Below are 25,101 nucleotides of genomic sequence, written 5' to 3'. Positions count from 1 at the left end.
ACACCCCGTTATTGCGTACGTGGAATCGCGCTACGGTCCGGCGTCCTTCCGTCTACTGATGATCCGAATTAGTAACAATTCATGATGAAGCGGGCGGCACATTGGCCAGCTGGTCAGACGCTTGGAGTGATGTGCATCACAACCATCAGGGTGTTTGTCTCATGTGAGACTTCGTGACCCCATGCGTCGGTCCGGCGAACGGGCCGACGAAACAGCGTCGATGGAGAACACATGAGGGCTCCGGGCCCGTTCAGATCCAGACGCCGACCCGTCGGCACCAGCGCACTCCTCGGACTCGCCCTGGCGGCCGGACTTCTGGCCGGCGCACCGGCCGGTGCCGCGACCGGCGCGGACCGATCGTCCGCAGTTCCGCAGCAAGCGCCGGGGGAGACCCCTGCCGCGGCGAAGTCCCCGGATCCGGAAGGTGCTTCCGCTCAGGCAGCGCGTACCGGACAGTCGGTCTCGGTGGACGGTCTGACCACCGAGACGAAGACCGTGGTGGCGAATCCGGACGGCACCTTCACCGAGACCCGGTACGCCGCACCGGTACGGACGAAGCAGGACGGCCGCTGGGTCGACCTGGATGCCACCCTCGTACGCGGAGCCGACGGGCTGCTGCGGCCCAAGGCGTCCAGAACACCGGTTGCACTATCCGGCGGCGGCACCGGCCCGATGGCGCAACTGACTTCCACCGAAGGCAAGAAGCTCGCCCTGACGTGGCCCGCCGCGCTGCCGCAGCCCGTCCTGGACGGGGACAGCGCCACCTACCCCGAAGTTCTGCCCGGCGTCGACCTGAAGGTCACCGCCAACGCCATGGGCGGCTTCGCGCAGGTCCTGGTCGTCAAGAACGCCCGCGCCGCCAAGAACCCCAAACTGGCCGCCATCAAAATGGGCATGGCCGCCGACGGACTGGCCGTCACCGAGGAATCCGACGGTTCGCTGACCGCGCGGTCCGCCGACGGACGCGAGGTCTTCCGCGCCCCCAAGGCCACCATGTGGGACTCCTCGACCACGGCACCTGCCACAACGGCACCGGCCCCGAAGGGCACTGCCAAGGGCGAGAGCCAAGCAGGCGCAGACGAGCCCTCGACCCGAACCGCGGTCCCTGAGGAAGTCCCAGCAGCCACCGGCGACTCCGCCCCTCCGGCCGCCGAGCTCGCCTCGGACGCCGACGGCCCCGGGATCCGCGCCAAGACCGCCGAGGTCGACGCCGCACCCGCAGCCGACCACATCCTGCTAACCCCCAAGGCCGACTTCCTCGACGCCCCCGACACCGTCTACCCGGTCTACATCGACCCGGACTGGCACAGCGGCTGGGGCGGCACCTTCAACTGGACCTGGATCCAAGAAGGTTGCGCAAACGTAGGCAACTACAACGACTACGCCAACCTCAACGACAAGATCCGCGACATGGGCGTCGGCCGGCAGCGCTGGGCCACCAACTGCAACGGCCGTGAGCGGACCTTCTTCGAGATGGACGCCGGGTTCCCCACCGACATCATCATCCAAAGCGCCACCCTCAGCGCCACCCAGTCCTACGCCGCCGACAACACGTGCGCCAACACGCACGGCGTGGACCTGTACCGGACCACGGGCATCAGCTCCGCCACGACCTGGAACAACCAGCCGACCCTGTACCGCCACTTCGGACTGGCGACCACCAACAGCGCCGGTGGCGCCGGCTGCCCCAACGCCAGCACCACCGCCTATTGGGACATCACGTACGCCCTGAAGGACCAGGGCCTGCGCGGCCGGCTCACGTTCGGCCTGCGCAGCGCCACCGAGAACGAATCGGGCAGCAATGGGTTCAAGCGCTTCACCCGCGGCGCCGGCGGACTCCAGATGCCCAGGATCACCGTCGTCTACAACACCCCGCCGTACGTCCCCGACAATCTGACCGTCAACCCGGTCCCGAAGAACCCCACCCGCGGGGACTGCGGCTGGATCGGCGCCACCAACGAAGCCACCGGCATCACCCTGTCCGCCCGCGCCACCGACCCCGACCCCGGCTCACTGGTCGCGGCGCAGTTCCACCTCTACGACACGACGGCCGGCACCAAGCACGACTTCGGCTGGGTGCCGAGTGCATTGGTCGGCAACGGCAGCCAGATCAGCGTCGACGCCGGACAACTCGTGGATGGCCACAGCTACGACTGGTACGCCCAGGCCGGGGACGGCCTGACCGACTCGTCGTACTTCCGCGGCTCCGGTGGGTTCGCACGCGGCTGCTCCTTCTCGGTGGACCGCAACCCGCCGTCGGCCCCGGTCGTGACCTCCACCGACTTCCCGGCGTCCGGCAGCGGTACGCCGCCCACGAAATTCGCCGGCCAGAAGGGCGACTTCTCCTTCACCTCGTCCGACGGGGGCGGATCCGGAGTCAAGAGCTTCGAGTACGCGGTCAACGGGCCGCTGCCCACTGTAGGCCCGGCCACGCTGACGGCCAGTGCCGACCAGGCGAACCTCAGCCAGGTGCTGATCGACGCGTGGGGTACCAACACCATCCAGGTACGCGCCATCGACGAGGCGGGAAACCGCTCGCAGCCGACGACCTACCGCTTCTACGCACCCTACGACACGAGCACGAAGCCCGTCCTCGGCGACATCACGCAGGACGGCAAGCCTGACCTGGTCGCCGCCGACTCTGCGGGCAACTTGCAGATCTACCCGCACAATTCGGCGCCTGGCCAGACCGTGAAGGCGTCCGACCGGAGCAGCGGACCCATCGACCCGTCGGCTCCTGAGGACCGGTCGAAGGACACGTGGAGCGGGGTGCTCGTCACCCACCGCGGCGGCATCGGCGTGCCCTACGACGACCTGTGGGCGTACCGTCCGATGCCCGCCGGGAGCCCGAGCGGAAGCCTGTACTTCTACTCGAACACGCTGTCCGGAGGCGGCAGCACCGCATACGGCGGCCAGTACTTCACCAGCGCGGGCGCCCTCCGCTCTCCCGTGACCCGCGAGGCCTGCCGGATTGTCAACCCGGAGGCCCCGTGGGAGGAGGACCCCTGCCCTGACTACGCGACCAACTGGTCGCGGGTGCGCCAGATCCTCTCCATCGGAGACGTCGACCCCCCGAGCACCGGAACGACGCGGAATACGTACGACCTGCTCACGGTCGAGACAAGCGACAACGGAAGCCGTGACAACCTGTGGCTGCTGCACGGTGTCGGCGGCGGCATCCTGAACAACCCGGTGCTCATCGACGCCACGCTCGACTGGCGCGGCAAGACCATCTCCACCCCCGGTGACGCGACCGGCGACGGCTACCCGGACCTCTGGGTCCGCGACGCCGCCACCGGTGAAGTCGCGCAGTACAAGCTGGTCCGCAACGGTGACAGGTTCACCCTGGGCGAGCGCAAGGTCATCGCGAACGGCCTCACCCAGGCGCTCTATCCGGTGCTGTCCACGGACGGCGACATCCTGCAGGGCACCCAGCCCGACCTCTGGGCCACCACCGCGACCGGGCAGATCGTGGCCGCCCCCGGCAAGACCCGGGCCGACGGGTCCTTGGGCTTCGACACGCCGCAGGTCATCGTGCGCAGCAACACGTCGTGGTCCACGTGCAAGTGGTTCACCGGACCGGGCTTGGCGCCGCAGGAACTGTGCGGGCCCATCCTGGCCAAGTACGAGGCGCTCGGCGGTCCCAACGGCGTCCTCCGCTACCCGGTGACCGGAGTCGTCGCGACCGACAACGGCTACGGCTACAAGATCGATTTCCAGGGCCAGGGGACTTTCGGGACAACCGCGAACGGATCCATCTACTGGTCGCGGGACACTCCCGCGTCCATGCTGCATGGCGCAATCCGTACCAAGTACCGCGCACTCGATGCCGAGAAGGGCATCCTCGGGTACCCCGTCACCGACGAGACCCTGAAATCGGCAGCGCACGGCGGCTACATCAACACCTTCGGGACGGGCTCAGGCGCGGCCACGGCCGCGATCACCCACTTGGACAGCGTCGGCACGCATTACCTCTCCGGTGAGATGTACCGGCGCTATGCCGAACTCGGCGGCCCGGACAACGTCGGCTACCCGTCGCTCGACCAAAGCCGGACTGCCCCGCAGCCTGGCCTGTACGTGCACTTGCGCTGGCCTGGCAACAGCAGCGACACCGCCTCGCTCTACTGGAGCCAGACTCTGGGCACGAGTGCCAAGCTCATCATGGGGACTATCCGCAGCAAGTGGGCTTCCCTGGGCTGGGAGAACGGCTGGCTCGGCTTCCCGGTCAGCGACGAATACAGTGTTGCCAACGGACGCCGCAGCGATTTCCAGGGCGGCTACACCCGCTGGAACCGCACCAACGGCGTCGCCACCCCGTACCGGCCCGGCGAAGAAGCGTCCGCGCCGCGCACCAACCTCGCCGGTGACTTCAACGGCGACGGCCGCGACGACATGGCCACCTTCACCGACTACGGCGATTGCGCCATGGGCCTCTCCACGTCCACCACCGCCGCCGACGGCACGCTCGGCATCCCCGTCGAACGGAAGACCTGGCCGGCGAACTGGTGGTGCTACGGGAGCGCGAAGTACCTCAGCGGGGACTTCAACGGCGACGGCCGCGACGACCTGGCCGCGCTCTACGGCTACGCGGACGGCCGGGTGACCTTCTTCACCTTCCTCAGCCGCGCCGACGGCACCTTCGGCGACCTGCCGAGCCGGGACGTGCCGCCCGGCAACTGGACCTTCGGCAACGTCAAGCCGTTCGCCGGCGACTTCAACGGTGACGGCCGCGACGACATCGGCTTCATGTACGTCTTCAGCAGCTGCGACGTCGGCCTGTACACCCTCCTCGGCAGGCCTGACGGAGGCTTCGCCAACGAGTCCAGCAGCTACCGCAGCGGTGCGGGAATCTGGTGCGCCGTATCCAGCACCTTGCTGCCCGGTGACTTCAACGGCGACGGCCGCGACGACCTCGGCGTGGTCTACGACTACGGCAACGGGCTGACGCGGCTGTGGACGTTCACCGGCAAGACCGACGGCGGCTTCAACGCCCCGTTCGTCAGCTGGCAAGGCGCGCCCGGCGACTGGTACGCGAGCAGTGCTAAGTACACGACCGGCGACTTCAATGCCGACGGAAGGGACGACATCGGCGCCGCCTACGTCTACTCCGACAACCGCGTGCGGTTCTTCACCTTCTACGGAAAGCCCGACGGCGGCCTCACCGGGTTCACCGGTGGCTGGGAAGTTCCCGCGGGCAGCTGGGCCTGGAGCGCCATCGGTTTCATCGCCGGCAAGTTCGACACCGACAACCGTGCCGACATGCGGTACACGTACGACTACGGCGACGCGCACTTCCTGTTCGCCGTCGTCCCGAGCAACTCCGACGGCACCTTCGCCCACGACACACTCGGCCGGATGATCCAGCACGGCATCTGGTAGCAGATCGCACATCCCGCCGGTGGCTCCGACCTGCGAGGGTCGGGGCCACCGGTGCTTCCGGCAGTCCGGGTCCCGGGAACTTCGGCGGGACGTCGGCGGCGGCACTACGGTGGGGCGTTGCTTTCGGGGGTGGCTTGGCCGCTGGGGTCGGGCCTGGGGAACCGGGGCAGGGGGCCAGGATGAAGCGTTTGCTGGGTACGGCGGTCGGGCTTGTGGTCGGGTTGGCGTTGTTCGCCGGGCCGGTGGCCGAGGCTGCGCCTGCGCGGTCCGGGTCGGCAGTCGTCGTGCAGGCGGCTGCGGCGGGTGCCGGGGCGGCGGCCGGGGAGGCCGGGGCGGCCAATGCGCCGGGGGCTTCGGCGCCCCAGGCTCAGGTCAAGGAGCCGGCTGCCAAGGCACCGCACGCCAAGGCGAAGACCAAGAAAAAGAAGAAGAGCAAGACCGGCATCTTTGTGGTCGTGGGCATCGTCGTCCTCATCTTGGTCATCGTGGTCGTGGTGCTGATGCTGCGGCGGCGCAACTGACCGGGCGTCGTTTGCCGCGTGCAGGCGGGCGCGGGTGGTCACGGGCCGAGCCCATGGTGACCGCCCGCGCCCGTGTGCTTCCGGTGTGGATCTTGTGCTGAATCGTTCCCGCCTCGATACTTGCCGCGTCTGGATCGGACGACGGCACCGCACGAGGAGCACGACTGATGAGCACCGCCGAGCCCTGGGACGTGATCGTGGCGGGGGCCGGGCTGGCCGGTCTCGTGGCTGCTCGTGACCTTGCCGAACAGGGCCTGTCCGTCGCGGTGTTCGAGGCGCGCGACCGGGTGGGCGGGCGTACGTGGTCCCGTGCGTTTCCCGGGACCGGGACGATAGTCGACCTGGGCGCCGAGTGGGTCGCGCCCGGGCATCATGCCGCGCTGATGGCCGAGTACGACCGGTACGGGATCGGGCTGCGGCCGGAAGCGGACGGCGGCAGCGGGGGCAGCGAGCGGATCTGGCTGTTCGGCGACGAGAAGGCCGTCGGGGAGCTGCCGCTGGACGCGGGGGAGCGGGCAGCGTTCGACGCCTTTCTGGAGGCCTTGGCGGCGGAGGCGGAAATGCTGGCCGGCGAGTCTGCCTTTGCGTCTCGCCTGGAGATGGAAGTGCCCTTCGCAGAAAGGCTCGTGGATCTGCCGCCGCGGGCCGCGCAGGTGCTGGCGTCGCTCGCGACTGCGGTCATGGGAGCACCGGCGACCGAGGTGTCCGTCGTCGGCCTGCTGGACGACATGACCGACCTTGGTGTCCCGGAGCTGCCCGACGAGGAGGGCTCGGAGGGGTTCGCCGGCTCGGCACAGCGGCGGGTCGAAGGCGGCGTGATGCAACTCGCCGACCGGATCGCGGAGTCGTTCGAGGCGAAGCTCCATTTGGGGACGCCGATTGCGGGTGTTGCCCAGGACGCCGACGGCGTACAGGTGACCCTCGCCGACGGCACGGTCCAGCGGGCCCGCGCGCTGGTGTGCGCGGTGCCGGTCAACACGCTCGCGGACATGGACTTCCACCCCGAACTCCCACGCGACGTAGCCCTGCTGGCCGAGCAGAAGCACGTCGGGCAGGCCGTGAAGGTTCTTGCGCGGGTCGCGGGCGTGCCGGACGACATGGCCCTGAGCATGTGGCCGCCCGCACTGACCGGAGCGATCGGCATCGGCCCCGCGGCGCCCGGCTCGGACGACGCCCTGGTCATCTGCTTCGGCCTGCCCGGCAGCTTCGACCCGAATGACCTGGACGCGCTGACCGCCCAGCTGCGGCGCGCGTACCCCGAAGCCCGCGTCCTGGACGTGGCGTACCACGACTGGAACGCCGACCCGTACGCGCAGGGCGCCTGGTTCGCACCCAAGTCCGGCCATTGGCCGCTGCTTGCGGCATTCGGGGAGCCGTACGGACGCGTCGTGTTCGCCGGCAGCGACATCAGCCCGACGTCACTGGGCTACATGGACGGCGCGGTCGTCTCGGGCCAGGCTGCGGCGGAGCGGACCCGCGCCATGCTCGACGCCTGAGGCGCATCGACAGCCGGACGCCTGCGATCGATCGCCGCGGTCGCCCCGCCCTCCGGCCGCACGGATGCGGAGGGCGGGTGACCATGGCCGGGGCGTAGGGGCGCCCCGGGGACCTCATCCTCGGTCGGCCGCACGCACCCGTCACGTACTTTCGGGCTCTGCCGAAACGGCCGGCGAGGTGACGTACGACGTGCCGCAGGGCGGCTACGCGGGACCGTTGAGCACCGCGGCACCCACCGCCGTCAGGGTGTGCCACGCCTTGTTGCGGTCGCGGCGGGTGGCGATGAGGCCGGCGTTGCGCAGGATTGTCGCGTGCTCGCTGGTCGACGACACCGGTAAGCCGATGCGCGCGGCGAGTTGCGACGTCGTGCACGGGCCGTGGTCGGCGACCGCGTCCAGCACTATCGCCCGTGTACGGCCCATCAGTTCGGAGGCCCGCTTGAAGCTGTCCTGGCCGCTGATCCACGCCGCCCAGGAGGGTGCAGCCACCGAGATGGCCGTCGGGATGTAGAGGACGTTCGGCGCGCCCGGCTCCAGCGGGGCGGTGTCGCCGTGCGGGAACGGCCAGCCGAAGACGGTCGGCGCGATGATGAGTCCCTGGCCCTCCAGATGGAAGTCGCCGTGGTCGTACCGCGTGGGCACCTCCAGGACCGGCGGCCGCCAATGCACCGCCGGATGCAGCTGCTCCAGCACGCGCGCGAGGCCCCCGTCGCGGAACGCCTGCATCGACGCCGCATGCACCGCGTGGTGGTGGGCCCGGATGCGCGGCCAGTACGGCGCCACCGCCGCGTCGTGGACGGCTCGGATCGCCACGTCGAGTTCGCGCAGCGCATCGCGGTCCGCGACGGCGAGATCCCGGGCCCAGCGGGGGAGTTGAAAGCGGCTGCCGGCGCGTACGACCTCGCTGCTGAGCCGTTTGGGGGACGACTGGATGGTGTCGAGCGGCTGGTCGAGCGAGTCCACGGGCGCGCCGCCCAGCGTCCAGAGTTCCACACTCCACTTGGCCCGCCGGGACAGCAGGCCGGCGAGTTGGTACGCCTGCGGCGTCATCCGCGTACGTGTGACCTCCCGCCACCCGTCGAACAGCGTCGCCCCGGCACCGCGGTGCAGCAGCGAGAACGCCGCACAAGTCTCGACAAAGGGGCCGGACGTCGCCGCCAATCTCGTCCGCGCCAGGTCCTGTTCGGTGAAGTGGATCCTCAGCATGCACGCTCCCCGTCAAGCGGTCACGACCCCAAGGCGGGAACGAGCGGTCCCGCCATGATCTACACGTTTGAGGAGGTCGATTCGTCACACCGCATTCCCGTCAATTTCCCGCGTGCGGCCGAGGGCCGCCGTGTGGTCCACTGCGCGGGTGGAAGCCGTCTGGGGGGAGCCGCATCGCGGTGCTCGGCACCGTGGTTCACGGCTTCTACGGCTTCCACATGTCCTTCAGCCGCGGGCCATCCCCGACGGGCAGTGGAACGAGCTGTTCGAGCAATTGGGATGCGCCCGGGACCGGGCCCTGCTGTCCTGTTGCGTCACCTCCGGGGCCAGGGCCTCGGAACTGCCGGGCTTCGGGCTCGGCGACGTCGACTGGACCCACGTCAGCCCTTCGTCAAGCCCTTGATGAGAGGGACTGGGCCCGCCCCCGCAAGACCTTGGTCCCGGCCCTCCAGAAGGTGCGTGCGGGCCGCGACCAGTCCGGAGCGCACCGGCTCAGCGAGGTCGGACGGCAGTCCCCTCGCTCCGCGGGTCCCGGCCTTCTGCGTATTCCCGGTCAAGGCCGCCAGCAGGCCTGCGGCGAAGGCGTCGCCTGCGCCCGTCGGATGCTTGATCTCGTCCGTGCGCAACGGCGGCCCGCCGTCGACGCGCTGCGCCGCGCCGTCCCGGTGAATGACCGCATGGCCGGGGCGTTTGACCACTACGGTGACCCGTTCCAGGTCGACCGCGTTGCCGAGGTCCGCCAACTCGCGCTCGTTGACCAGCACCAAGTCGGCCATCCCCACCAGGCTCCGCACAGCAGCGTCCGGCCGTACGCACCAGTCGTGTCCGGGATCGAGGCACACCAGCGGCCGCGTCGGACGCTTGCGCAGGTCTGCCAGGAGGTCGGCCAATGTCTCCGGCGTTCGCTCGTCCAGGAAAGACGTCAGGTGCACCACCCGGGCACGCGCCAGGTACTCGGCGACGTCGACCGCGGCCACATGGTCGGCCATCGACACGTTGGCTCCCGGCGCGATGCGCAGACTCCGCACGCCTCGGTCTTCGAGTGCGAGGCAGATGCCGGCGTGGCCGGGCGCTGTTCCGAGCGCCGCCACATCGACCCCGAGCCCGCGAAGGTGTTCGCGAAACGACGTTGCCCCGAAAGGCACTTCCCCTTCGACCCCGACGAACCCGAGCCGCGACAGCGACTGCCGCCGGGCCAGCGCGGCGACCGTGTTGAAGGCCGAACCGCCCAGAACGATCCGCCGCGGCAGCGGCGCGGCCCTCCCCAGCAGACGGGCCATCTCGCCCGCGCCGACCGCGGCCTCGTCATCGCGAAGCGCCCAGCCCGCTCCGGACACATCCACCACGACATCGACATTGAGGGCACCCACACCCACGACGTCGAACCGGACATCACCCAGCGAACCCACCACACCTCCACGCCACCGGGAAGACACCAGCCACCGACCCTACGCAGGGCCGCAGACTCGGACGACCTCAAGGAACGCGAACGCGATTTCGAGGCACGCATACGCGCCTTCACCGCGGCGGTATCAACCCATTTGCGCTGAGCAGCAGTAGGGTCGGACGCAGCATCGGATCTTGCAAAGGGAGGCAAGGATGGCGGTCCGCCGCATGGACCACGTCGGCATCGTGGTCGAGGATCTCGCCGCCGCCGTCGCGTTCTTCGTCGAACTCGGCCTGGAGGTCGAGGGCGAGACGACCGTCGAGGGCGAGTGGGTGGACCAGCTCGTGGGGCTCAAGGGCGTACGGGCCGACATGGCTTTCGTCCGAACCCCGGACGGCAGCGGCCGCGTCGAACTGTCGACGTTCCAAAGGCCCCCGGCCACCGGCGCCGCCCCATGGGAACCCGTCAACACTCCGGGCATCCCGCGTCTGACCTTCGCTGTGGACGCGGTAGACGAACTCGTAGCCCGGTTGCAGAGCCGCCACGGCGCCGAGTTGGTGGGGGAGATCGCGCAGTACGAGAACTACGTCCGGTACGGCTACGTCCGCGGTCCGTCCGGCGTCATCATCGGCCTCGTCGAGGAACTCGGCTGACTGCACCGCCGGAACGCCGCAACCGGCAGGATGCCTCCCATGGCCGACGAAACCGAGAACGCTGCGGGACCGCGTTCCTTCCTGACCTGCGCGACCGAAGTGGCCCGCCTGATGGACGTCGAGGACGTCGCGGACCTCGCGGCGAAACCGGACAACCCGGCCCGCCACCTCGCCCACGCGGTGCGAAAACCCCTGCTGGAGCGCGCAAGTCTGCCCGAGGAGCTGTTCGCCCCGCTGATGGCCGCATCGGTCTACGACCCGGATCCCAGTTTCTGCCTCTGGTTCGTCGAGCCGGCGGTCTACGCATTCGGACGCCGCCGGGTGGCGGAGGCCCTGCTCGACTACCTGCGCGACGGCACGGATGCCGAGCGAGCAGGCGCTGAGCGGGCCTGGTACTGGACCCATGCGCCCTTGAGGCGAGGCCGATCCGCGGCGTACGAAAGCGGCACGGTACGCGATCCCGCTCTGGACAGGCTGGGGGACATCGCGGACGCCTGGCTGGAGGCGTCCCTGAGGGTGTTGGTCGAAACCGCTGACCTGCAGCTCATTTGGCGCTTGGCGAGGAGCCTGCCCGACTCCCGTTCGGCATATCCGCCGGCCCTGCGCGAACTGCTGGAAACCACGATCGCGTCAGCCCGGGTCCACTCCGACCCGTACATCAAGGACTGGGCAGCGGCGATGGACCGCGACCGGAGCTGAGCCGCGGCAGCATACCGGCGGCCGCTGTGGTCACCGCGGCTGCTGTTCCGCGATGGCTGCCCAGTCGTCTGCCTCGTGGCCGGCGGCGATGGCGTTGTCGAAGACGGTACGCAGCAGTTCGCCGATCGGGAGGGGGATGTCCTGGTCCGCTGCTGCCTGGAGCGCGAGGTGGAGGTCCTTGCGGCCCAGGACGGTGGTGAATCCGGCGGGTTGGTAGCGGCGTTCGGCGATCATCGAGCCGTAGCCGGAGTAGACGGGGCCGGGGAAGAGTGTCGAGCTCAGCAGGTCGACGAACTGCATGGGGTCGACGCCGGCCCTTTCCGCGACGCTGACCGCCTCGCCCAGCGACTGGATCGCGCACGCGATCAGGTAATTCCCGAGGATCTTCACGGTGTTGGCCTGCTCTGGACGTTCCCCGAGCCGCCAGGTCCGCGAGCCGATCACGTCGAAGAACGGCTGCACGCGGTCGAGCAGTGCCGGGTCGCCGGCCGCGAGGACGTTGAGCGCCCCGGCTTCGGCGACCGGGACGCGGCCGAAGACCGGGGCCGCGACGTACCCGACGCCGTGCTCGGCGTGCGCTGCTTCGGCCCGGCGGGCCAGCGCGGCGCTCACCGTGCCGAGGTTGACGTGGACGGTCCCGCGCGGGGTCTGCGCGAGGACGCCGGTGTCGAGGAACGTCTCGGCGACGGCCCGGTCGTCGGACAGGATCGAGAAGACCACCGGAGTGTGCATGGCCTCGGCGACCGAAGCGGCGCGGCGGGCACCCTCGGCCACGAGTGCGTCGGCAGGTCCGTCGGAGCGGTTCCATACCACGACTTCGTGGCCGGCCTCCAAGAGGTTGCGCGCGATGGGTCGCCCCATGGCTCCCAGGCCGATGACCGCGATGCTGCCCACGCCGAGCACCCCTTCCCTCTGAACCCTCTGAACCGTCTGAAGCGGTTCAAGGATGCCACGGAGTTACCATCGCAGTGAACCGTCTGAAGCGGTTCCGGCGTGTTGCCGCCCACTGCGGAGGTTGGAATGACCGAGGACGTTCGTCGGGTGTTCCGGATGGACAACGAGGTCCTGGCATTCCGGTTCACCGCCACCGTCAGCGATCGCGCGGGCCGGGCGCCGAGGGAGCGGCTGACCGACACAGCACGGCTGAAGCTGTGGCTGGGGGCCGCGGGGCTCGATGTCGCAGACGTGACGCCGGCCGATCTGCAGGACGCCGTCGAATTGCGCGAGACGATCTACCGCATGGGATCGGCGATCGCCGCAGGTGAAAAGCCGAAATCCACGGACGTCCGCACCCTCAACGCGATAGCCGCCGCCGGGCACGCGAAGGCTGCACTGGAACGAGGAAGCGCAGGATGGCGCCTGACGGAGGCCGCTCCCGTCGCCGACGCCCTCGGAGTCCTTGCCGCGGACGCCATTCGCGTCCTCGGAGGTCCTGACCGCGGCCGCATCAAGAACTGCGAAGGCCCCGGCTGCGCGGGGCTGTTCCTCGACACCAGCCGCGGAGGAAACCGCCGTTGGTGCGCCATGAACACCTGCGGCAACAAGGTCAAGAAGTCACGCATCGCCGCCTCCTGAACTGTGACGGCTCACCGCAGTCAGGGCGGGGATGCGGATAGCCCCGGCCGGCGCCGCTCACCGTCGGGGCGATTGCGCAGCGTGGACGCTCGTACGACGAGCCGGGTCGGCACGACGGTGGGCCGTTGCCGGACGCCGCCCTCGATCATCCGGACGAGCCCCTCCACCGCCAACCGCCCGCCGGCCTGCGGCGTGTGGGACACCGTCGTGACGGGCGGCGTGGTCAGGGCGTACGACGGGTCCTCGCTGAAGCAGGCGACCAGTACGTCGTCGGGCACGCGGAGCCCGTTCCGGTCTGCGGCGGCCAGGAGTTGGCGGCCCATGTCCTCGTAGATCCCGTACACGGCGTCGGGCCGCCCGGGGCCGCCGAGCAGTTCCCCTGCCGTGTCCCGGCCGAACTCGAAAGCCGCCACCCGCTCGTAGCCGCTGTTCTCGCGGCACCAGTCGCGGTAGGCCGCGACGCACGCGCGGGTGTAGTGGTCGGTGCAGTCGCCCGCCATCAGCGCGATACGGCGGGCGCCCTGTCCGGCCAAGTGGTCGAGAACCGTGCGCACGGAGCCCGCATGGTCGTTGTCCACCCAGCCCGCGGTACGCATGTCGGCCGGGCGGCCGACGAAGGCGAGGGGCAGGGCGGCCTGCGCGGCCTGTTCGGCCAGGCGGTCCTCGGCCGGCGAGTCGAGGATGAGGGCGCCGGTGGCCGCCGGCACGTCCCACGCGGTGATCCCGGCAGGCAGGATGGTCAGCCCGTATCCGAGGCGGTGCGCCGCCGCGGTCGCGGCGTTCACCATGGCGGCGTAGTAGTGCACGGAGAGGAAGTCCCACTGGAGGCCGCCCCGCGCGGTGACGCTGAGCGCCAGCGTGCGCGGCGCGGTCCGGTAGCCGAGGTCGGCGGCGACCGCGCGTACGCGGGTCCGGGTCGCCGCGCTCATCCGCCCGGTGCCGTTCAGGGCGTTGGTGACGGTCGCCCGCGACACCTCCGCCGCCGCGGCGACATCAACGAGCCGTGTCCGTCGCATGCTTGGATCCTACGGAATTCGTCATGACAGGCGGATTAATCAACGAATTCCGAACCATTACGCGGGTTGTGGTTGCGCGTGACACCACTCAGCATCGGCTCTGCCCACCGCGGACAGAGCAAGGGACCAGCATGGACACCACACCCAGCCGCAGAACCGTCCTCGCCGGCATCGCCGCCGCCGTCGGCACGACCGTCGGCACCACCGTGCTCGCCGGGCCGGCCGAGGCCGCCCGCTGCGACGCGGACACCGTCCTGACCAACGGCTACGTCTGGACGGTCGACTACCGCGACAGCATCAAGAAGGCGGTCGCCATACGCGACGGCCGCATCGTCTACGTCGGCACCGACAAGGGAGCCGCCACCTACATCGGCCGCCGCACCCGCGTGGTCGACCTGCGCGGCCGGATGCTGATGCCCGGCCTGCACGACGGCCACCTGCACGTCCTCTCCGGCGGCAGCGGCCTCCTCGGCCTCGACTTCGGGTACGCCCCCTTCACCGTCCCGCAATTCCTCGACGTCATCGCCCGCTACCTCGCCGGCGACACCGCGCAGGAACCGGACGGCTGGGTACAGGGGGAACACTGGTACGTGCAGGCCATGCAGCCGGTCGGCACGACCGTCACCCGCAAGGACCTCGACACCCTGCCGACCCGCCGCCCGATCGTCATCAACTCCACCGACGGGCACACCTCGCTGGTCAACAGCCGCGCGCTCGCCCTGGCAGGCATCACCCGGGACACGCCGAACCCGCCGACCGGCACCATCGAACGCGACGCCTCGGGGGAACCCACCGGCATCCTGCAGGACGGCGCCCAGCGCCTGGTCTCGGCGCTCGTGCCCGACCCGACCGACGCCGACAACCTCCGGTACGCGCAGGCCGCCCTGGCCGCGCTGCGCGCCCAGGGCATCACCACGTTCATGGACGCCGCGTCGTCCGAGGGCACCGTACGGACGTTCGCGACGCTCGCCGCGCGGGGCGAACTCACCGCCCGGGCGCACTTCGCGCCGGTCGTCGACCTCACCGAGGCGGACCCGCTGCCCAGACTGCGCAAGCTCCGCCGCGCCTACGACACGGGACCCCACCGGACCGCGGCGAACATCCACGTCGGGAACGTCAAGGTCTTCCTCGACGGCGTCCTGCAGGCACCCGCGCAGACAGCCGCCGTGCTCGAGCCCTACCTGGTCGACGACGGGCACGGCCACATGGTCCCCGGGACGCACAGCGGCGCCGTCTACTGGCCGCCGGAGAAACTGAACGCCCTGATGGTCGACCTCGCCGCGGCCGGCCTCGACCCGCACGCGCACGCGATCGGCGACCGCGCGGTACGCGTCGCCCTCGACTCCTTCGCCGCCGTCCGCCGCGCGGGCCACCGCGCCAACCGCCTGACCGTCGCGCACGCCGAACTCGTCAGCCCCGCCGACATCCCCCGCTTCGGCCGCCTCGACGTGGTCGCCGCGATGGGCTTCCACTGGGCCAAGCCCGCCCCCGACTCCACCGACACGGTCGAACCCTTCCTCGGCCCCGAGCGGTTCGAGAACTACGAACCGGAGGGCGCCGTCTTCCGCGCGGGCGGACGCGTCTCGCTCGGCAGCGACTGGCCCGTCGACCCGCTGAACCACTGGGAAGCCCTGCGCACCGTCATCACCCGCACGGCCGCGGCCGGCAGCCCGTACGCCAAGTACGGCGCCATGACGCCCCGCCAGGCCCTGCACCGCCGCATCGCGGTCCGCGCGATCACCCTCAACGGCGCCTACCAGCTCCGCCAGGAACGCGACACCGGCTCCATCGAGGTCGGCAAGCTGGCCGACCTGATCGTCCTCGACCAGAACATCATGACGATCCCGGTCGAGAACATCGGCCGCACCAAGGTCCTCCTCACCCTGGTCGGCGGCCGCCCGGTCCACGGCACATACGAGGCCCTCGCACAACCGTGACCCCGGACCGGCAGGTCCCCTCGCCCGTCACGGGCGAGGGAACCGCCTTTTCACTGCTGCGACTTGGCGCGCCAGATCCGGCGGGATGCGGCGAGCGGGTCGGCGACGACGCTCGGCGGGGTGTCCCAGATGCGCGCCTGCGGGTCCTCGGAGGTGAACAGCGGCCACCCGGGGTCGCCGCCGCGCGCGAACGACACCCAGGAATCGCGGAGTCGGCGCGAGAGTTCGAGGAAGTCCGACGGGGGCGGCTTGCCGCCGAACAGGAACTTGCCCATTTCCCCTTGGGCATGCCCGAAGGCGGCGGGGATGTCGATGGTGTGCACGGCGCCCAGGACACCGCCCATCGAGGGGCTGGGCCAGGCGAATTCGTACAGGAACGCGCGCCCGCCCGCCGCCGCGTGGGCCTCCGCCAGCCAGGTCGACGGCATGCGGAACAGCGAGTCGGAGTACATCGCGGTGTACAGCTGTCCGTCGGACGCGCCGGGATGCGCGGCTCGGTACTGGTCCGGCGCATCCGCAGCCAATCCCAACAGGTCCGCTGTGTAGGAAAGTTCGATGTTGCGGCGGGCGGGACGCGGCTGCTTGGGCGCCGACGGGTCGCGACGCAGGCGGCTGCGGGCCATCGTGGCCATCATGGGCAGCGACTTGATCATGCCGGTGAGGCTGGGCCTGATCGCCCCGTGCTGCAGGGACCACAGCGTGAACTCGTCACGGGTGTAGCCGGAGATCAGGTCGATGTCCCGCGCGACCCCCGAGCGCAGCGCGAGCCAGGGCTTGTCGACGACGGTCACACCGTCGATGCTCGGCGAGAACGCGGTGATGGCCTCCGGGGTCGTCCACGCCCTGGGGTCCGCCTCCATCGACGCGAGCGGGACGTCCTGGACGGCGAGCAGCCGCTCGGGAGCCACGCTCGCGAGGTCCTCGGGCCGCACGCCCGCGGCCGTGCAGATCAGCCGGGAGATCCGCGCCGACTCCTCCTGCGGGATGTAGCGTCCGGCCATGCTCTGCACGATGGCCCGGCGGAACAGGCCGCGGGCGTGCGGTGCGGACATCAGCGCCGCGATGGAGGCACCTCCGCCCGACTCGCCGAAGACGGTGACGTTGCCGGGATCGCCGCCGAATCCGGCGATGTTCTCCTGCACCCAGGACAGCGCCGCGGCCTGGTCCAGGAATCCGCGGTTGTCGGGTGCGCCGGGCACGTGGGCGAAGCCCTCGAATCCGACGCGGTAGTTGAAGGTGACCAGGACGACGCCGTCGCGCGCCAGCACGGCGCCGTCGTGCGTCGGGTCGGCGGAGTGGCCGCTCTTCCAGCCGCCGCCGTGGATCCACACCATGACCGGCAAATGGTCGCCCTCGCCGCCCGGCGTCCACACGTTGACGGTGAGGCAGTCCATGCCGTGTTCGGGCAGCCAGGCCCGCGGCATACCGGGCACGAGCGGCAGTTGCGGCGGGACCACGCCGAAGGCGTGCGCCGGCCGGACCCCGTCCCAGCGGGGTGCGGGAGCAGGCGCCTGGAACCGCAGCGGCCCCTCGGGCGGCGCGGCGAAGGGGATGCCCTTGAAGACCGTGAGTCCGCCGGAGAGGCCGGTCCCCTCGACCTGGCCCCCGGTGGTCTTGACGACGACTCCCATGTGCGGCTCCTTCGGTGAATGGTCCGCGTCCGCGGTCACAGGGTGCGCCAGCGTCCGGCGGGGCCGCGGGATTACAAGACGCCACCGAGCGGTGCGGCGGTCCGGTCCTCGCGATCAATACGCTATGGCTATCCCACGAAGAGGGACCGCGACAAGCCTTTCCGGAGGCCTGTGCCCAAATAGCGGCCGGTTTTCCGGTGACTTCGATTCTTGAATTCAGTGCCGTCCGGACCGCATGACCGCAAAGGCGGAATCGTGGCGGGATTCGCAGTCCCGACTTCACGCCGATGAATTCAAGGAGAAAAGCCAAGGTCCGGGCCGGGCGGCATGCTTGACACCGGTGACAAGGCGTGAGGAGCATGATCGGTATGGCTTCCGACGGCAGACCGCAGCGCGATGCGCGCGAGGCCAACCTCCGCGTGCTGCGCGACTGCCTGGCGGCCGGACCGATGGCGCAAGTCGAGCTCGCCGCCGTGTCGAAGCTGTCCGAGGCGACCGTGTCCAACCTGGTCAGGATCCTCGTCGAGCAGGGGCACGTGCACGTGGAGCCGGGCATCCGCAACGGCCGCCGCACCCGGATCCTGAGTCTGCGCGACCGGCCGGCCCCCTGGTACCTGGGCATCGAGATCGCCCGTACGCGCGTCCGCGTCGCCGCCGTCGGGCACGGTGCGGATCCCGCCGTGCACGCCGCCGAAATCCCCGTCCCGTGCGCGTATTCGCAGGCCCTGGACACCGTGGTGGAGCTGGTCCGGGGCCTGGACGAGGGACGCGGCCTGAGCCCGGCCCGACTCGCCGGTGCGGTGGTGGCGGTGCCCGGCCTGGTCCGGGCGACGTCGGAAGGCGCCGCCCCGGACCTGCTCGGCGAGGGCTACCACCAGGCCATGGGCTGGGGGAGTGTGCCGCTCACCCGCGACCTCGCCGAGGCGCTGGGCACGGAGGTGACCGTCGAGAACGACTGCAATCTGGCCGCGCTCGCCGAGATGCACGCCGGTGCGGGCCGCGGGCACCGCGACTTCATGTACGTGCTGGGGCACGCCTACGTCGGCGGAGGGCTCGTGCTGAACGGGCGCATCTACCGCGGCGGAGGCGGAGTCGCCGGCGAGTTCGGCCACACCGTCGTCGACTCCGGCGGCAAGTCCTGCTGGTGCGGCGGCCGGGGCTGCCTGGAGACGGTGGTGGGCGAGGCCGCGCTGGTGGAGGCCGCGGGCGAGGGACGGGTAGGCCGGCCCCGCGACCTCGCGCAGGTGGTGTCCGGCGCCCTTGCCGGGGACGCGCGGTGCCGCGCGGCGATCACCGACGCGGGCACCGCGATCGGATCGGTGATCGGGGCCGTGGCGACTCCGCTGGATCTGCGCTTGGCGGTCATCGGCGGGCCGCTGACCGGAGCCGGGCGGCTGCTGCTGGACGCGGTACGCGCCCGACTCACCGCCTATGTCGGCCAGTTGCACCCGTCCACGACCGCGGTCGCGATCGCCGAGCTGGGTGACGAGGCGCCGGTGCGCGGCGCGGCACTTGCCGCCGCGCGGCAGGCAGCGGCGCCGGGCTGACGCTGCCTGCCGCGCTCCCGACGACGCGGCGAACCGAAGCGCCCGACGAGGCGCGCACCGAAGTACCGCGCCGGGTTGCGGCGTCAGGCGGCGACGAGCGGGAAGTGGCAGGCCACCCGGTGCCCGGGCCGGACCTCGACCGGCTGCGGAACCTCGGCGGCGCAGCGGGCTTGGGCGAGCGGGCAGCGCGTCCGGAACCGGCATCCGCTCGGCGGGTCGAGCGGGGAGGGCAGGTCGCCGCTCAGCAGCCTGTGTGCCACGTCGGCCGACGCGACACCCGCCGGCCCGGAGCCGGCTCCGGCGGACCCGGGCTCGGGCTCGGCCCCGGGTCCGGCACCGCCCGGCACCGAGGCCAGCAGCGCACGGGTGTACGGATGAGCGGGCCGTCCGAAGAGCTCGTCGACCGGGGCGTCCTCGCACAGCATGCCGAGGTACATCACCGCGACGCGGTCCGACAACTGCCGCACCACGGCAAGGTCATGGGAGATGAACAGCATGGCCAGGCGCTGCCGTTCGCGGATGTCCATCAAGAGGTTGAGCACCTGGGCCTGGATGGAGACGTCGAGCGCGGAGACGACCTCGTCGCACAGCAGGAGTTCCGGCAGGCAGGCCAGCGCCCGGGCGATGCTGACGCGCTGGCACTGACCGCCGGACATCTCGTGCGGCCGCCGCTCCAACATGGAGGGGTGCAGCCCGACGAGTTCGGCCAGTTCACCGACCCGGGCCCGGACCTCCGCCGGGTCGCCCTTCCCGGCGAGGGTGAGGGGCGTGGCGATGATGTCGCGGACCGTACGGCGCGGGTTGAGGGAGGCGATGGGGTCCTGGAACACCATGCCGACCCGCCGCCGGTAGGGCTTGAGCGCACGGCCGCGGGCCCGGGTCACGTCCTGTCCGTCGAAGACGATCGCGCCGGAGACGTCGTCCTCGATGCGTGCGACGGCGCGTGCGACGGTCGACTTGCCGCAGCCGGACTCCCCGACCAGGCCGAGGGTTTCGCCCGCGTGCACGGTGAGGTCGAGGCCGGCGACGGCCTCGAAGGGGCGCCCGGCATTGCGGTAGCGGACCCGGAGCCCGCGCACGCTCAGCAGCGGCGTGTCGGGGTCGGCACCGGGAGCGGCACCCGGGGCGGCACCGGGGAGCGGCGTGCCGCGCTTGTCGTCGGTCTTCATGCGCGGCTCGTCTCCTGGGTCTCCTGAGGGATGGGTGCGCCGCCTTCCGGCAGGTCGGCCGACCCGGGCACCGGCACCGGGTTCCAGCACGCGCCGTCGTGGGCGCTGCCCGGCACCGGGGCGAGCGGCGGCGCCTGGGTGCGGCACCGGTCCTGGACGCGCGGGCAGCGCGCGGCGAACGCGCAACCGTCCGGCAGGCGGGTGAGGTCGGGCGGTTGGCCGCCGATCGCCGCCAAACGGCGGCCGCGTTCACCGTGCAGCGTCGGTGCCGCGTCGAGCAGCGCGCGGGTGTACGGCATGCGGGGGCCGGCGAGGACTCCGCGCGTGGCGCCGCGTTCGGCCTGGCGCCCCGCGTACATGACCATGACGTCGTCGGAGTGGTCCGCCACCACGCCGAGATCGTGGCTGATGAGGATGACGGCCATGTCGCGTTCGGCGCGGAGCCGGTCGAGAAGCCCGAGGATCTGGGCCTGCACGGTGACGTCCAGCGCGGTGGTCGGCTCGTCGGCGATGAGCAGGTCCGGGTCGCAGCCGAGGGCGATCGCGATCATGACGCGCTGCCGCATGCCGCCGGACATCTGGACGGGGTACTGGTCGGCGCGCCGGGCCGGGTCGGGGATGCCGACGGAGTCCAGGAGTTCGACCGCGGCGCGCTTCGCCGCTCGGCGGTCGAGGCGCAGGTGCCGCCGGAGCGGCAGGGCGATCTGCCGCCAGACCGGGAGCACGGGGTTGAGGGCGGTCATGGGGTCCTGGAACACCATGCCGATGCGGCGCCCGCGGATGTCGCGCAGCGCCGCTTCCCCGGTCACCGCGAGGTCGATGCCGTCGAAGTGGGCCGTCCCGCCGCGGTGCGCGACCGCGGCGGCGGGGAGGAGGCCGAGCAGGCTGCGGCACAGCACGCTCTTGCCGGACCCCGACTCGCCGACGACGGCCAGCGTACGTCCGCGGGCGAGGTCGACGTCGACGCCGTCGACGGCCGCGACGATGCCGCGCGGGGAGTGCAGATGCACCGAGTAGCCCCGCAGCCGCAAGAGGGAGCCGTGCCCGTCTGCCGAGGAAGCGGGCTTCCCGGTAGTCGGGTTCGTGGTGCCGAGAGGGTTCACAGCATCGCTCCGCGCATGTCGAGTCGGGCGGAGAGCCGGTCGCCGACGACGTTGGCGCACAGCACCACGAGCACCAGGACCAGGGTGGGGGTGAGGGTGACCATGGGGTGTTCGGCGAGGACTTGGCGGCCTTCCGCGATCATGCCGCCCCACGTGGGGTCGGGCGGCGGGACGCTGACGCCCAGGAAGCCGAGGCCGCCTTCGACCATCACGCCTACGCCGAACATGGTGACGCCGTACGTGACGATGCCGGTGAGGATGTTGGGCAGGATCTCGCGCAGCATGAGCCGCGGCGCGGACATCCCCATCGCCCGGCAGGAGAGCACGAACTCGCGTTGCGACAGGCTCAGTACCGGCGCCCGCACGATGCGCACGAAGCCCGGCACGAACAGCAGCCCGATGACGAGGGTGACCGACGTGGTGGACGGTCCGACGGCGCCGATGACCGCGAGCGCGAAGATCATCGCCGGGAACGCGAGGAGCACGTCCGTCAGGCGCATGATGACGCCGGGCAGCAGGCCGCGCCCCATGCCGGCGGCCATGCCGAGCACGGTGCCGACGACGGCGCCGATCACGGTCGCCCCGGCGCCGACGACCAGGCTGACGCGGGCGCCGTGCACGATCCGCGCGAGCGTGTCGCGCCCGAGCGCGTCGGTGCCGAGCCAGTGGTCCCCGCTGATGCCGGCGGCCAGGGCGTCGGTGTCGCTGCGCGTCGGGTCCTCCAGGGGCAGGACCGGTGCCAGCAGGGCGGCGGCGCACAGTACGGCCAGGAAGCCGACGGCCAGCCACGCGCCGGTGCCGAGCCGGTTCCGGTTCGGCGGCAGCGGCCGGGTGCCGTTGCGCGGGGACTCGGAAAGAGCAGCAGCAGAGGCCGAGGCAGAGGAGGGGGCGAGGTCCGGCGGCGGGGTGCCGGCGAGGCCGGTGTCAGCGGGCATGGCGGATCCTGGGGTCGAGCACGCCGTAGAGGAGGTCGACGGCGAGATTGACGAGCACGTACACCGCGGCGATGAGCAGGACGGTGCCTTGCAGGACAGTGAAGTCCTTGGTCTGGACGGCGCCCAGGGCGTAGGTGCCCAGGCCGGGGATGGCGAACAGCTGCTCGACGATGACGGCGCCGCCGACCAGGAACCCGAAGTTGAGGCCGACCAGGGTCACCAGCGGCAGCAGTGACGGGCGCAGGGTGTGCCGGAAGAGCACCTGCCGCGGGGTGAGGCCCTGGGCGCGCGCGGCGAGGATGTAGTCCTGCTGGAGGGTCTCCAGGACGCCCGCGCGCAGCACCCGGTAGTAGACCGCGGCGAGTCCCAAGGCCAGCGTGACCGCGGGGAGCAGGAGGGTGCGGAAGGTCTGCGCCGGATCCTGCTCCGGGGGTGTGTAGCCGGTGGCCGGCAGCGCGCCGAGCTGCACGGCGAAGATGTAGATGAGCAGGACGGCGATGGCGAACTGCGGGGTGGCCAGCAGCACGAACGAGCCCGCGTTGGCGGCCTTGTCGGGGGCCTTGCCGCGCCGGTACGCGGCCCACACGGCAAGGGGTACCGCGACGGCCAGCGCCAGGACCTCCGCGAAGACCACCAGCAGCAGCGACGGGACGGCGCGGTCGGCCAGGGCGTCCGAGACCTTCTGGCCGGTGAGCGCCGAGGTGCCGAAGTCGCCGTGCAGGACACCGGTGAACCACGTCCGGAACTGCTCGACGGCCGGCTGGTCGGCGCCCGTCTTGCGGTTGAACTCGGCGATCTGCTCGGGGGTCGCGGTGTCGCCCAGGACCGCGGTGGCCAGCTCGCCCGGGAGGATGCGCCCCAGGGCGAACGTCGCCACCGCGACGGAGACCAGGACGATCACCGCCTGCCCGGCGCGGGCGAGCAGCGAGCGGGTGGTCACTGCGTGGTCCACAGGTCGACGAGGGAGAACGCGTCGACGCCGTACGCGTCGGCGGCCGGCAGGTGGACCTTCGGCCCCGCGGCGAACATGCCCGTCTTGCGCACGACCGGGATGCTGGGGATGTCGGTCGAGGCGTTGGTGAGGATCTGCCGAGCGATGGGCAGCGCCGCGGCGGCGTCGCCTGCCGCGCCCAACTGCGCGAAGAGTTCGTCGTTCGCCTTGTTCGCGTAGCCGCCCAGGTTGCGGCGGCCGCTGCTGGCGAACGCGACCTCGGTGCCGTCGACGGTGGTGGTGGCGACGAAGGCGGGGGAGAAGCTGACGTCGTAGTTGCGCTGCAGGACGTCCTGCATGATGCCGACCGCGGTGTTGGTCTTGATGGTCGACTCGATGCCCACGGCCTTCCACTGCTGCTGGATCAGCTGCGTGGCGGCCACGTAGTTCGACCCTTGCAGCGTGTTGAGTTCGAGCTTGACCGGCTTGCCGTATTCGGCGAGGAGCTGCTTGGCCTTGTCCGGGTTGTAGTCGGGGACGCCGATGCCCTGCTGCTCGGGATCGTTCTCCGCGAGGAAGGCGGTGGTGGGCTTGGTGTCGCCGTTGTAAGCGACCTTGTTGATGGCATTGCGGTCGATGGCCATGCTCAGCGCCTGGCGTACCCGGATGTCGTCCAGGCCCGGGCGGGTCATGTTCATGATGATGCCGTCGGGGCTCAGGCCCTCGTTCAACTGCACCTGCAGACCGGCGGATTTGGCCTGCTTGGCCTGGTTCGGCTGGGACGCGACCATCATGTCGATGGTGCCGGCCTGGACGGACTGGACCGCGGTCTGGGTGTCGAGCATGACCTTGAGCACGACCTTGTCGGGGTGCGTGCGGTCGGCCAGCCAGGAAGTCTCGCTGCGGACCAGGGTGACGTGGTCGCCGGGCACGATCTCGGTGACCTTGAACGCGCCGGTGCCCACCGGGTTGCGTCCGAACGCGTCGCCGGCGGACCGCTTCGCGGTCGGCGACGGGATCAGCCCGGCGATGCCGGTCAGGCCCACTTCAGGGAACTGCGCCCACGGCGCGGAGAGGGTGAACACGACGGTGTGCGGGTCCGCCGGGGTGATCGCGGACACCAGGCTCATCAGGCGCGGGGCGCAGCCGAGACAGGTCTTCTTGTCCTTGATGTCCTGGTAGTGCGCTGCGACGGCGGCCGCGTCGAAGGGCGTGCCGTCCGAGAACTTCACCCCCTCGCGCAGCTTCACCGTGAAGGTCTTGTTGCCGTCCGAGGCGGTTGCGCCGAGTGCCAGCTGCGGGACGAGGCTGCCGTCGCCGCCGACCGCGAACAGCGGGTCCATGACGGCGCGCGCGGCGGTGTAGTCCATGGCGCTGGCGAAGTTCGGCGCGGTGGGGTCGAGCGTCTGCACGTCGAACGGCATGCCGACCTGGATCGTCCCGCCGCGGCGGGGGTCGCCGCCGGGGGCTCCGGCACCGGCGTCGGAACCGCCGCCGCAGGCGGACGACAGCAGTGCGGCGGCCGATACGGCGGCCACTGCCGCCGGGCCGCGTCCGAGTCTCGGGAATGGCAGAGTGCGCATTATTGACCTCGCAACGGGATCGGAGAAACGCTCGGTACGCGGGCACACAATTTGGCGGTGTGCGGGAGGCAAATGCCGGACGGCATATGTGCGGTGGATGCGGCACGGACTTCGGCCGCCGATGCGGTGCGGTCTGTCGAATCAACGCCCCGATGGCAGGAGATTATTGCGTGTTCCTAGCCGTCGTCAATGAGGTGACATAAAAAATCCACGGCAGTGGATAGCTCGACCCGCGGACACGCCATTGTCTTCGGTCAATTGAATTCAAGGGTCGAAGCCAATGGAGCGGAAGCGTCCCCTTGGGGGTGCGGGCGCAAGCTGTATGTCCAACAG

Annotated in this window: 18 protein-coding genes; 8 read left to right on the top strand and 10 right to left on the bottom strand. The window is 70.8% G+C overall.

The features are described 5' to 3' along the window. The first annotated feature begins 465 nt into the window (after positions 1-465). The 3 genes from LZ495_RS27325 to LZ495_RS27315 all read left to right on the top strand — a co-directional run bounded on the left by LZ495_RS27325 (position 466) and on the right by LZ495_RS27315 (position 7,396). Positions 466-5,379, top strand: a complete 4,914-nt coding sequence (locus LZ495_RS27325) for an FG-GAP-like repeat-containing protein (RefSeq protein ID WP_235055570.1) — start codon at positions 466-468, stop codon at positions 5,377-5,379. Positions 5,380-5,558: 179 nt separating this feature from the next. Next, entirely contained in the window at positions 5,559-5,900 is a 342-nt protein-coding gene (locus LZ495_RS27320; protein ID WP_235055569.1) for a hypothetical protein, read from the top strand. Positions 5,901-6,067: 167 nt separating this feature from the next. Next, entirely contained in the window at positions 6,068-7,396 is a 1,329-nt protein-coding gene (locus LZ495_RS27315; RefSeq protein ID WP_235055568.1) for a flavin monoamine oxidase family protein, read from the top strand. A gap of 204 nt (positions 7,397-7,600) precedes the next feature. Here LZ495_RS27315 and LZ495_RS27310 read toward each other — a convergent pair whose 3' ends face one another. Beyond that, on the bottom strand, positions 7,601-8,602 hold the full coding sequence (locus LZ495_RS27310) for a winged helix-turn-helix domain-containing protein (protein WP_235055567.1): 1,002 nt from the start codon (positions 8,600-8,602) through the stop codon (positions 7,601-7,603). Between the two features lie 380 nt (positions 8,603-8,982). Beyond that, on the bottom strand, positions 8,983-10,011 hold the full coding sequence (locus tag LZ495_RS27305; RefSeq protein WP_235055566.1) for a carbohydrate kinase family protein: 1,029 nt from the start codon (positions 10,009-10,011) through the stop codon (positions 8,983-8,985). A gap of 190 nt (positions 10,012-10,201) precedes the next feature. Here LZ495_RS27305 and LZ495_RS27300 point away from each other — a divergent pair, with 190 nt between their 5' ends. Both LZ495_RS27300 and LZ495_RS27295 read left to right on the top strand, forming a co-directional pair. After that, positions 10,202-10,642 carry a VOC family protein gene (locus LZ495_RS27300; protein ID WP_235055565.1) on the top strand — a complete coding sequence of 147 codons (441 nt, stop codon included), beginning with the start codon at positions 10,202-10,204 and terminating at the stop codon, positions 10,640-10,642. A 39-nt stretch (positions 10,643-10,681) separates the two neighbouring features. Continuing rightward, complete coding sequence (locus LZ495_RS27295) at positions 10,682-11,341, top strand: hypothetical protein (protein ID WP_235055564.1); 660 nt, start codon at positions 10,682-10,684, stop codon at positions 11,339-11,341. Positions 11,342-11,371: 30 nt separating this feature from the next. Here the strand turns inward: LZ495_RS27295 and LZ495_RS27290 are convergent, their stop codons facing one another. Further along, positions 11,372-12,235, bottom strand: coding sequence for an NAD(P)-dependent oxidoreductase (locus LZ495_RS27290; RefSeq protein ID WP_235055563.1), 864 nt, complete (start codon positions 12,233-12,235; stop codon positions 11,372-11,374). A gap of 126 nt (positions 12,236-12,361) precedes the next feature. Here LZ495_RS27290 and LZ495_RS27285 point away from each other — a divergent pair, with 126 nt between their 5' ends. Further along, on the top strand, positions 12,362-12,916 hold the full coding sequence (locus LZ495_RS27285; protein ID WP_235055562.1) for a CGNR zinc finger domain-containing protein: 555 nt from the start codon (positions 12,362-12,364) through the stop codon (positions 12,914-12,916). Between the two features lie 20 nt (positions 12,917-12,936). Here the strand turns inward: LZ495_RS27285 and LZ495_RS27280 are convergent, their stop codons facing one another. Then, a complete protein-coding gene (locus LZ495_RS27280; protein WP_235055561.1) occupies positions 12,937-13,932 on the bottom strand; it encodes a LacI family DNA-binding transcriptional regulator in 996 nt (331 codons plus the stop codon). A 131-nt stretch (positions 13,933-14,063) separates the two neighbouring features. Here LZ495_RS27280 and LZ495_RS27275 point away from each other — a divergent pair, with 131 nt between their 5' ends. After that, positions 14,064-15,869 (top strand): amidohydrolase, encoded by a 1,806-nt coding sequence (locus tag LZ495_RS27275; protein WP_235055560.1) that lies wholly within the window; start codon positions 14,064-14,066, stop codon positions 15,867-15,869. Between the two features lie 50 nt (positions 15,870-15,919). Here the strand turns inward: LZ495_RS27275 and LZ495_RS27270 are convergent, their stop codons facing one another. Then, complete coding sequence (locus LZ495_RS27270) at positions 15,920-17,500, bottom strand: carboxylesterase/lipase family protein (protein WP_235055559.1); 1,581 nt, start codon at positions 17,498-17,500, stop codon at positions 15,920-15,922. Positions 17,501-17,868: 368 nt separating this feature from the next. Here LZ495_RS27270 and LZ495_RS27265 point away from each other — a divergent pair, with 368 nt between their 5' ends. Next, a complete protein-coding gene (locus LZ495_RS27265; RefSeq protein ID WP_235055558.1) occupies positions 17,869-19,047 on the top strand; it encodes an ROK family transcriptional regulator in 1,179 nt (392 codons plus the stop codon). Positions 19,048-19,130: 83 nt separating this feature from the next. Here the strand turns inward: LZ495_RS27265 and LZ495_RS27260 are convergent, their stop codons facing one another. The 5 genes from LZ495_RS27260 to LZ495_RS27240 are packed head-to-tail and all read right to left on the bottom strand — an operon-like array spanning position 19,131 to position 24,768. After that, positions 19,131-20,216 (bottom strand): ABC transporter ATP-binding protein, encoded by a 1,086-nt coding sequence (locus LZ495_RS27260; RefSeq protein WP_235055557.1) that lies wholly within the window; start codon positions 20,214-20,216, stop codon positions 19,131-19,133. After that, entirely contained in the window at positions 20,213-21,319 is a 1,107-nt protein-coding gene (locus LZ495_RS27255) for an ABC transporter ATP-binding protein (protein ID WP_235055556.1), read from the bottom strand. Before LZ495_RS27255 ends, LZ495_RS27260 begins: the two co-directional genes overlap by 4 nt. After that, positions 21,316-22,254, bottom strand: a complete 939-nt coding sequence (locus LZ495_RS27250; protein WP_235055555.1) for an ABC transporter permease — start codon at positions 22,252-22,254, stop codon at positions 21,316-21,318. The genes LZ495_RS27255 and LZ495_RS27250 overlap by 4 nt, the downstream gene beginning before the upstream one ends. Continuing rightward, positions 22,244-23,206, bottom strand: coding sequence for an ABC transporter permease (locus LZ495_RS27245; RefSeq protein ID WP_235055554.1), 963 nt, complete (start codon positions 23,204-23,206; stop codon positions 22,244-22,246). Before LZ495_RS27245 ends, LZ495_RS27250 begins: the two co-directional genes overlap by 11 nt. After that, positions 23,191-24,768, bottom strand: coding sequence for an ABC transporter substrate-binding protein (locus LZ495_RS27240; protein ID WP_235055553.1), 1,578 nt, complete (start codon positions 24,766-24,768; stop codon positions 23,191-23,193). Before LZ495_RS27240 ends, LZ495_RS27245 begins: the two co-directional genes overlap by 16 nt. Positions 24,769-25,101: the final 333 nt, after the last annotated feature.

Source organism: Yinghuangia soli (genome assembly GCF_021502675.1).
GTDB classification, from domain to species: Bacteria; Actinomycetota; Actinomycetes; order Streptomycetales; family Streptomycetaceae; genus Yinghuangia; species Yinghuangia soli.
Note: the sequence above shows the minus strand (reverse complement) of the source record. Positions and strands in the feature narration are given on the sequence as shown.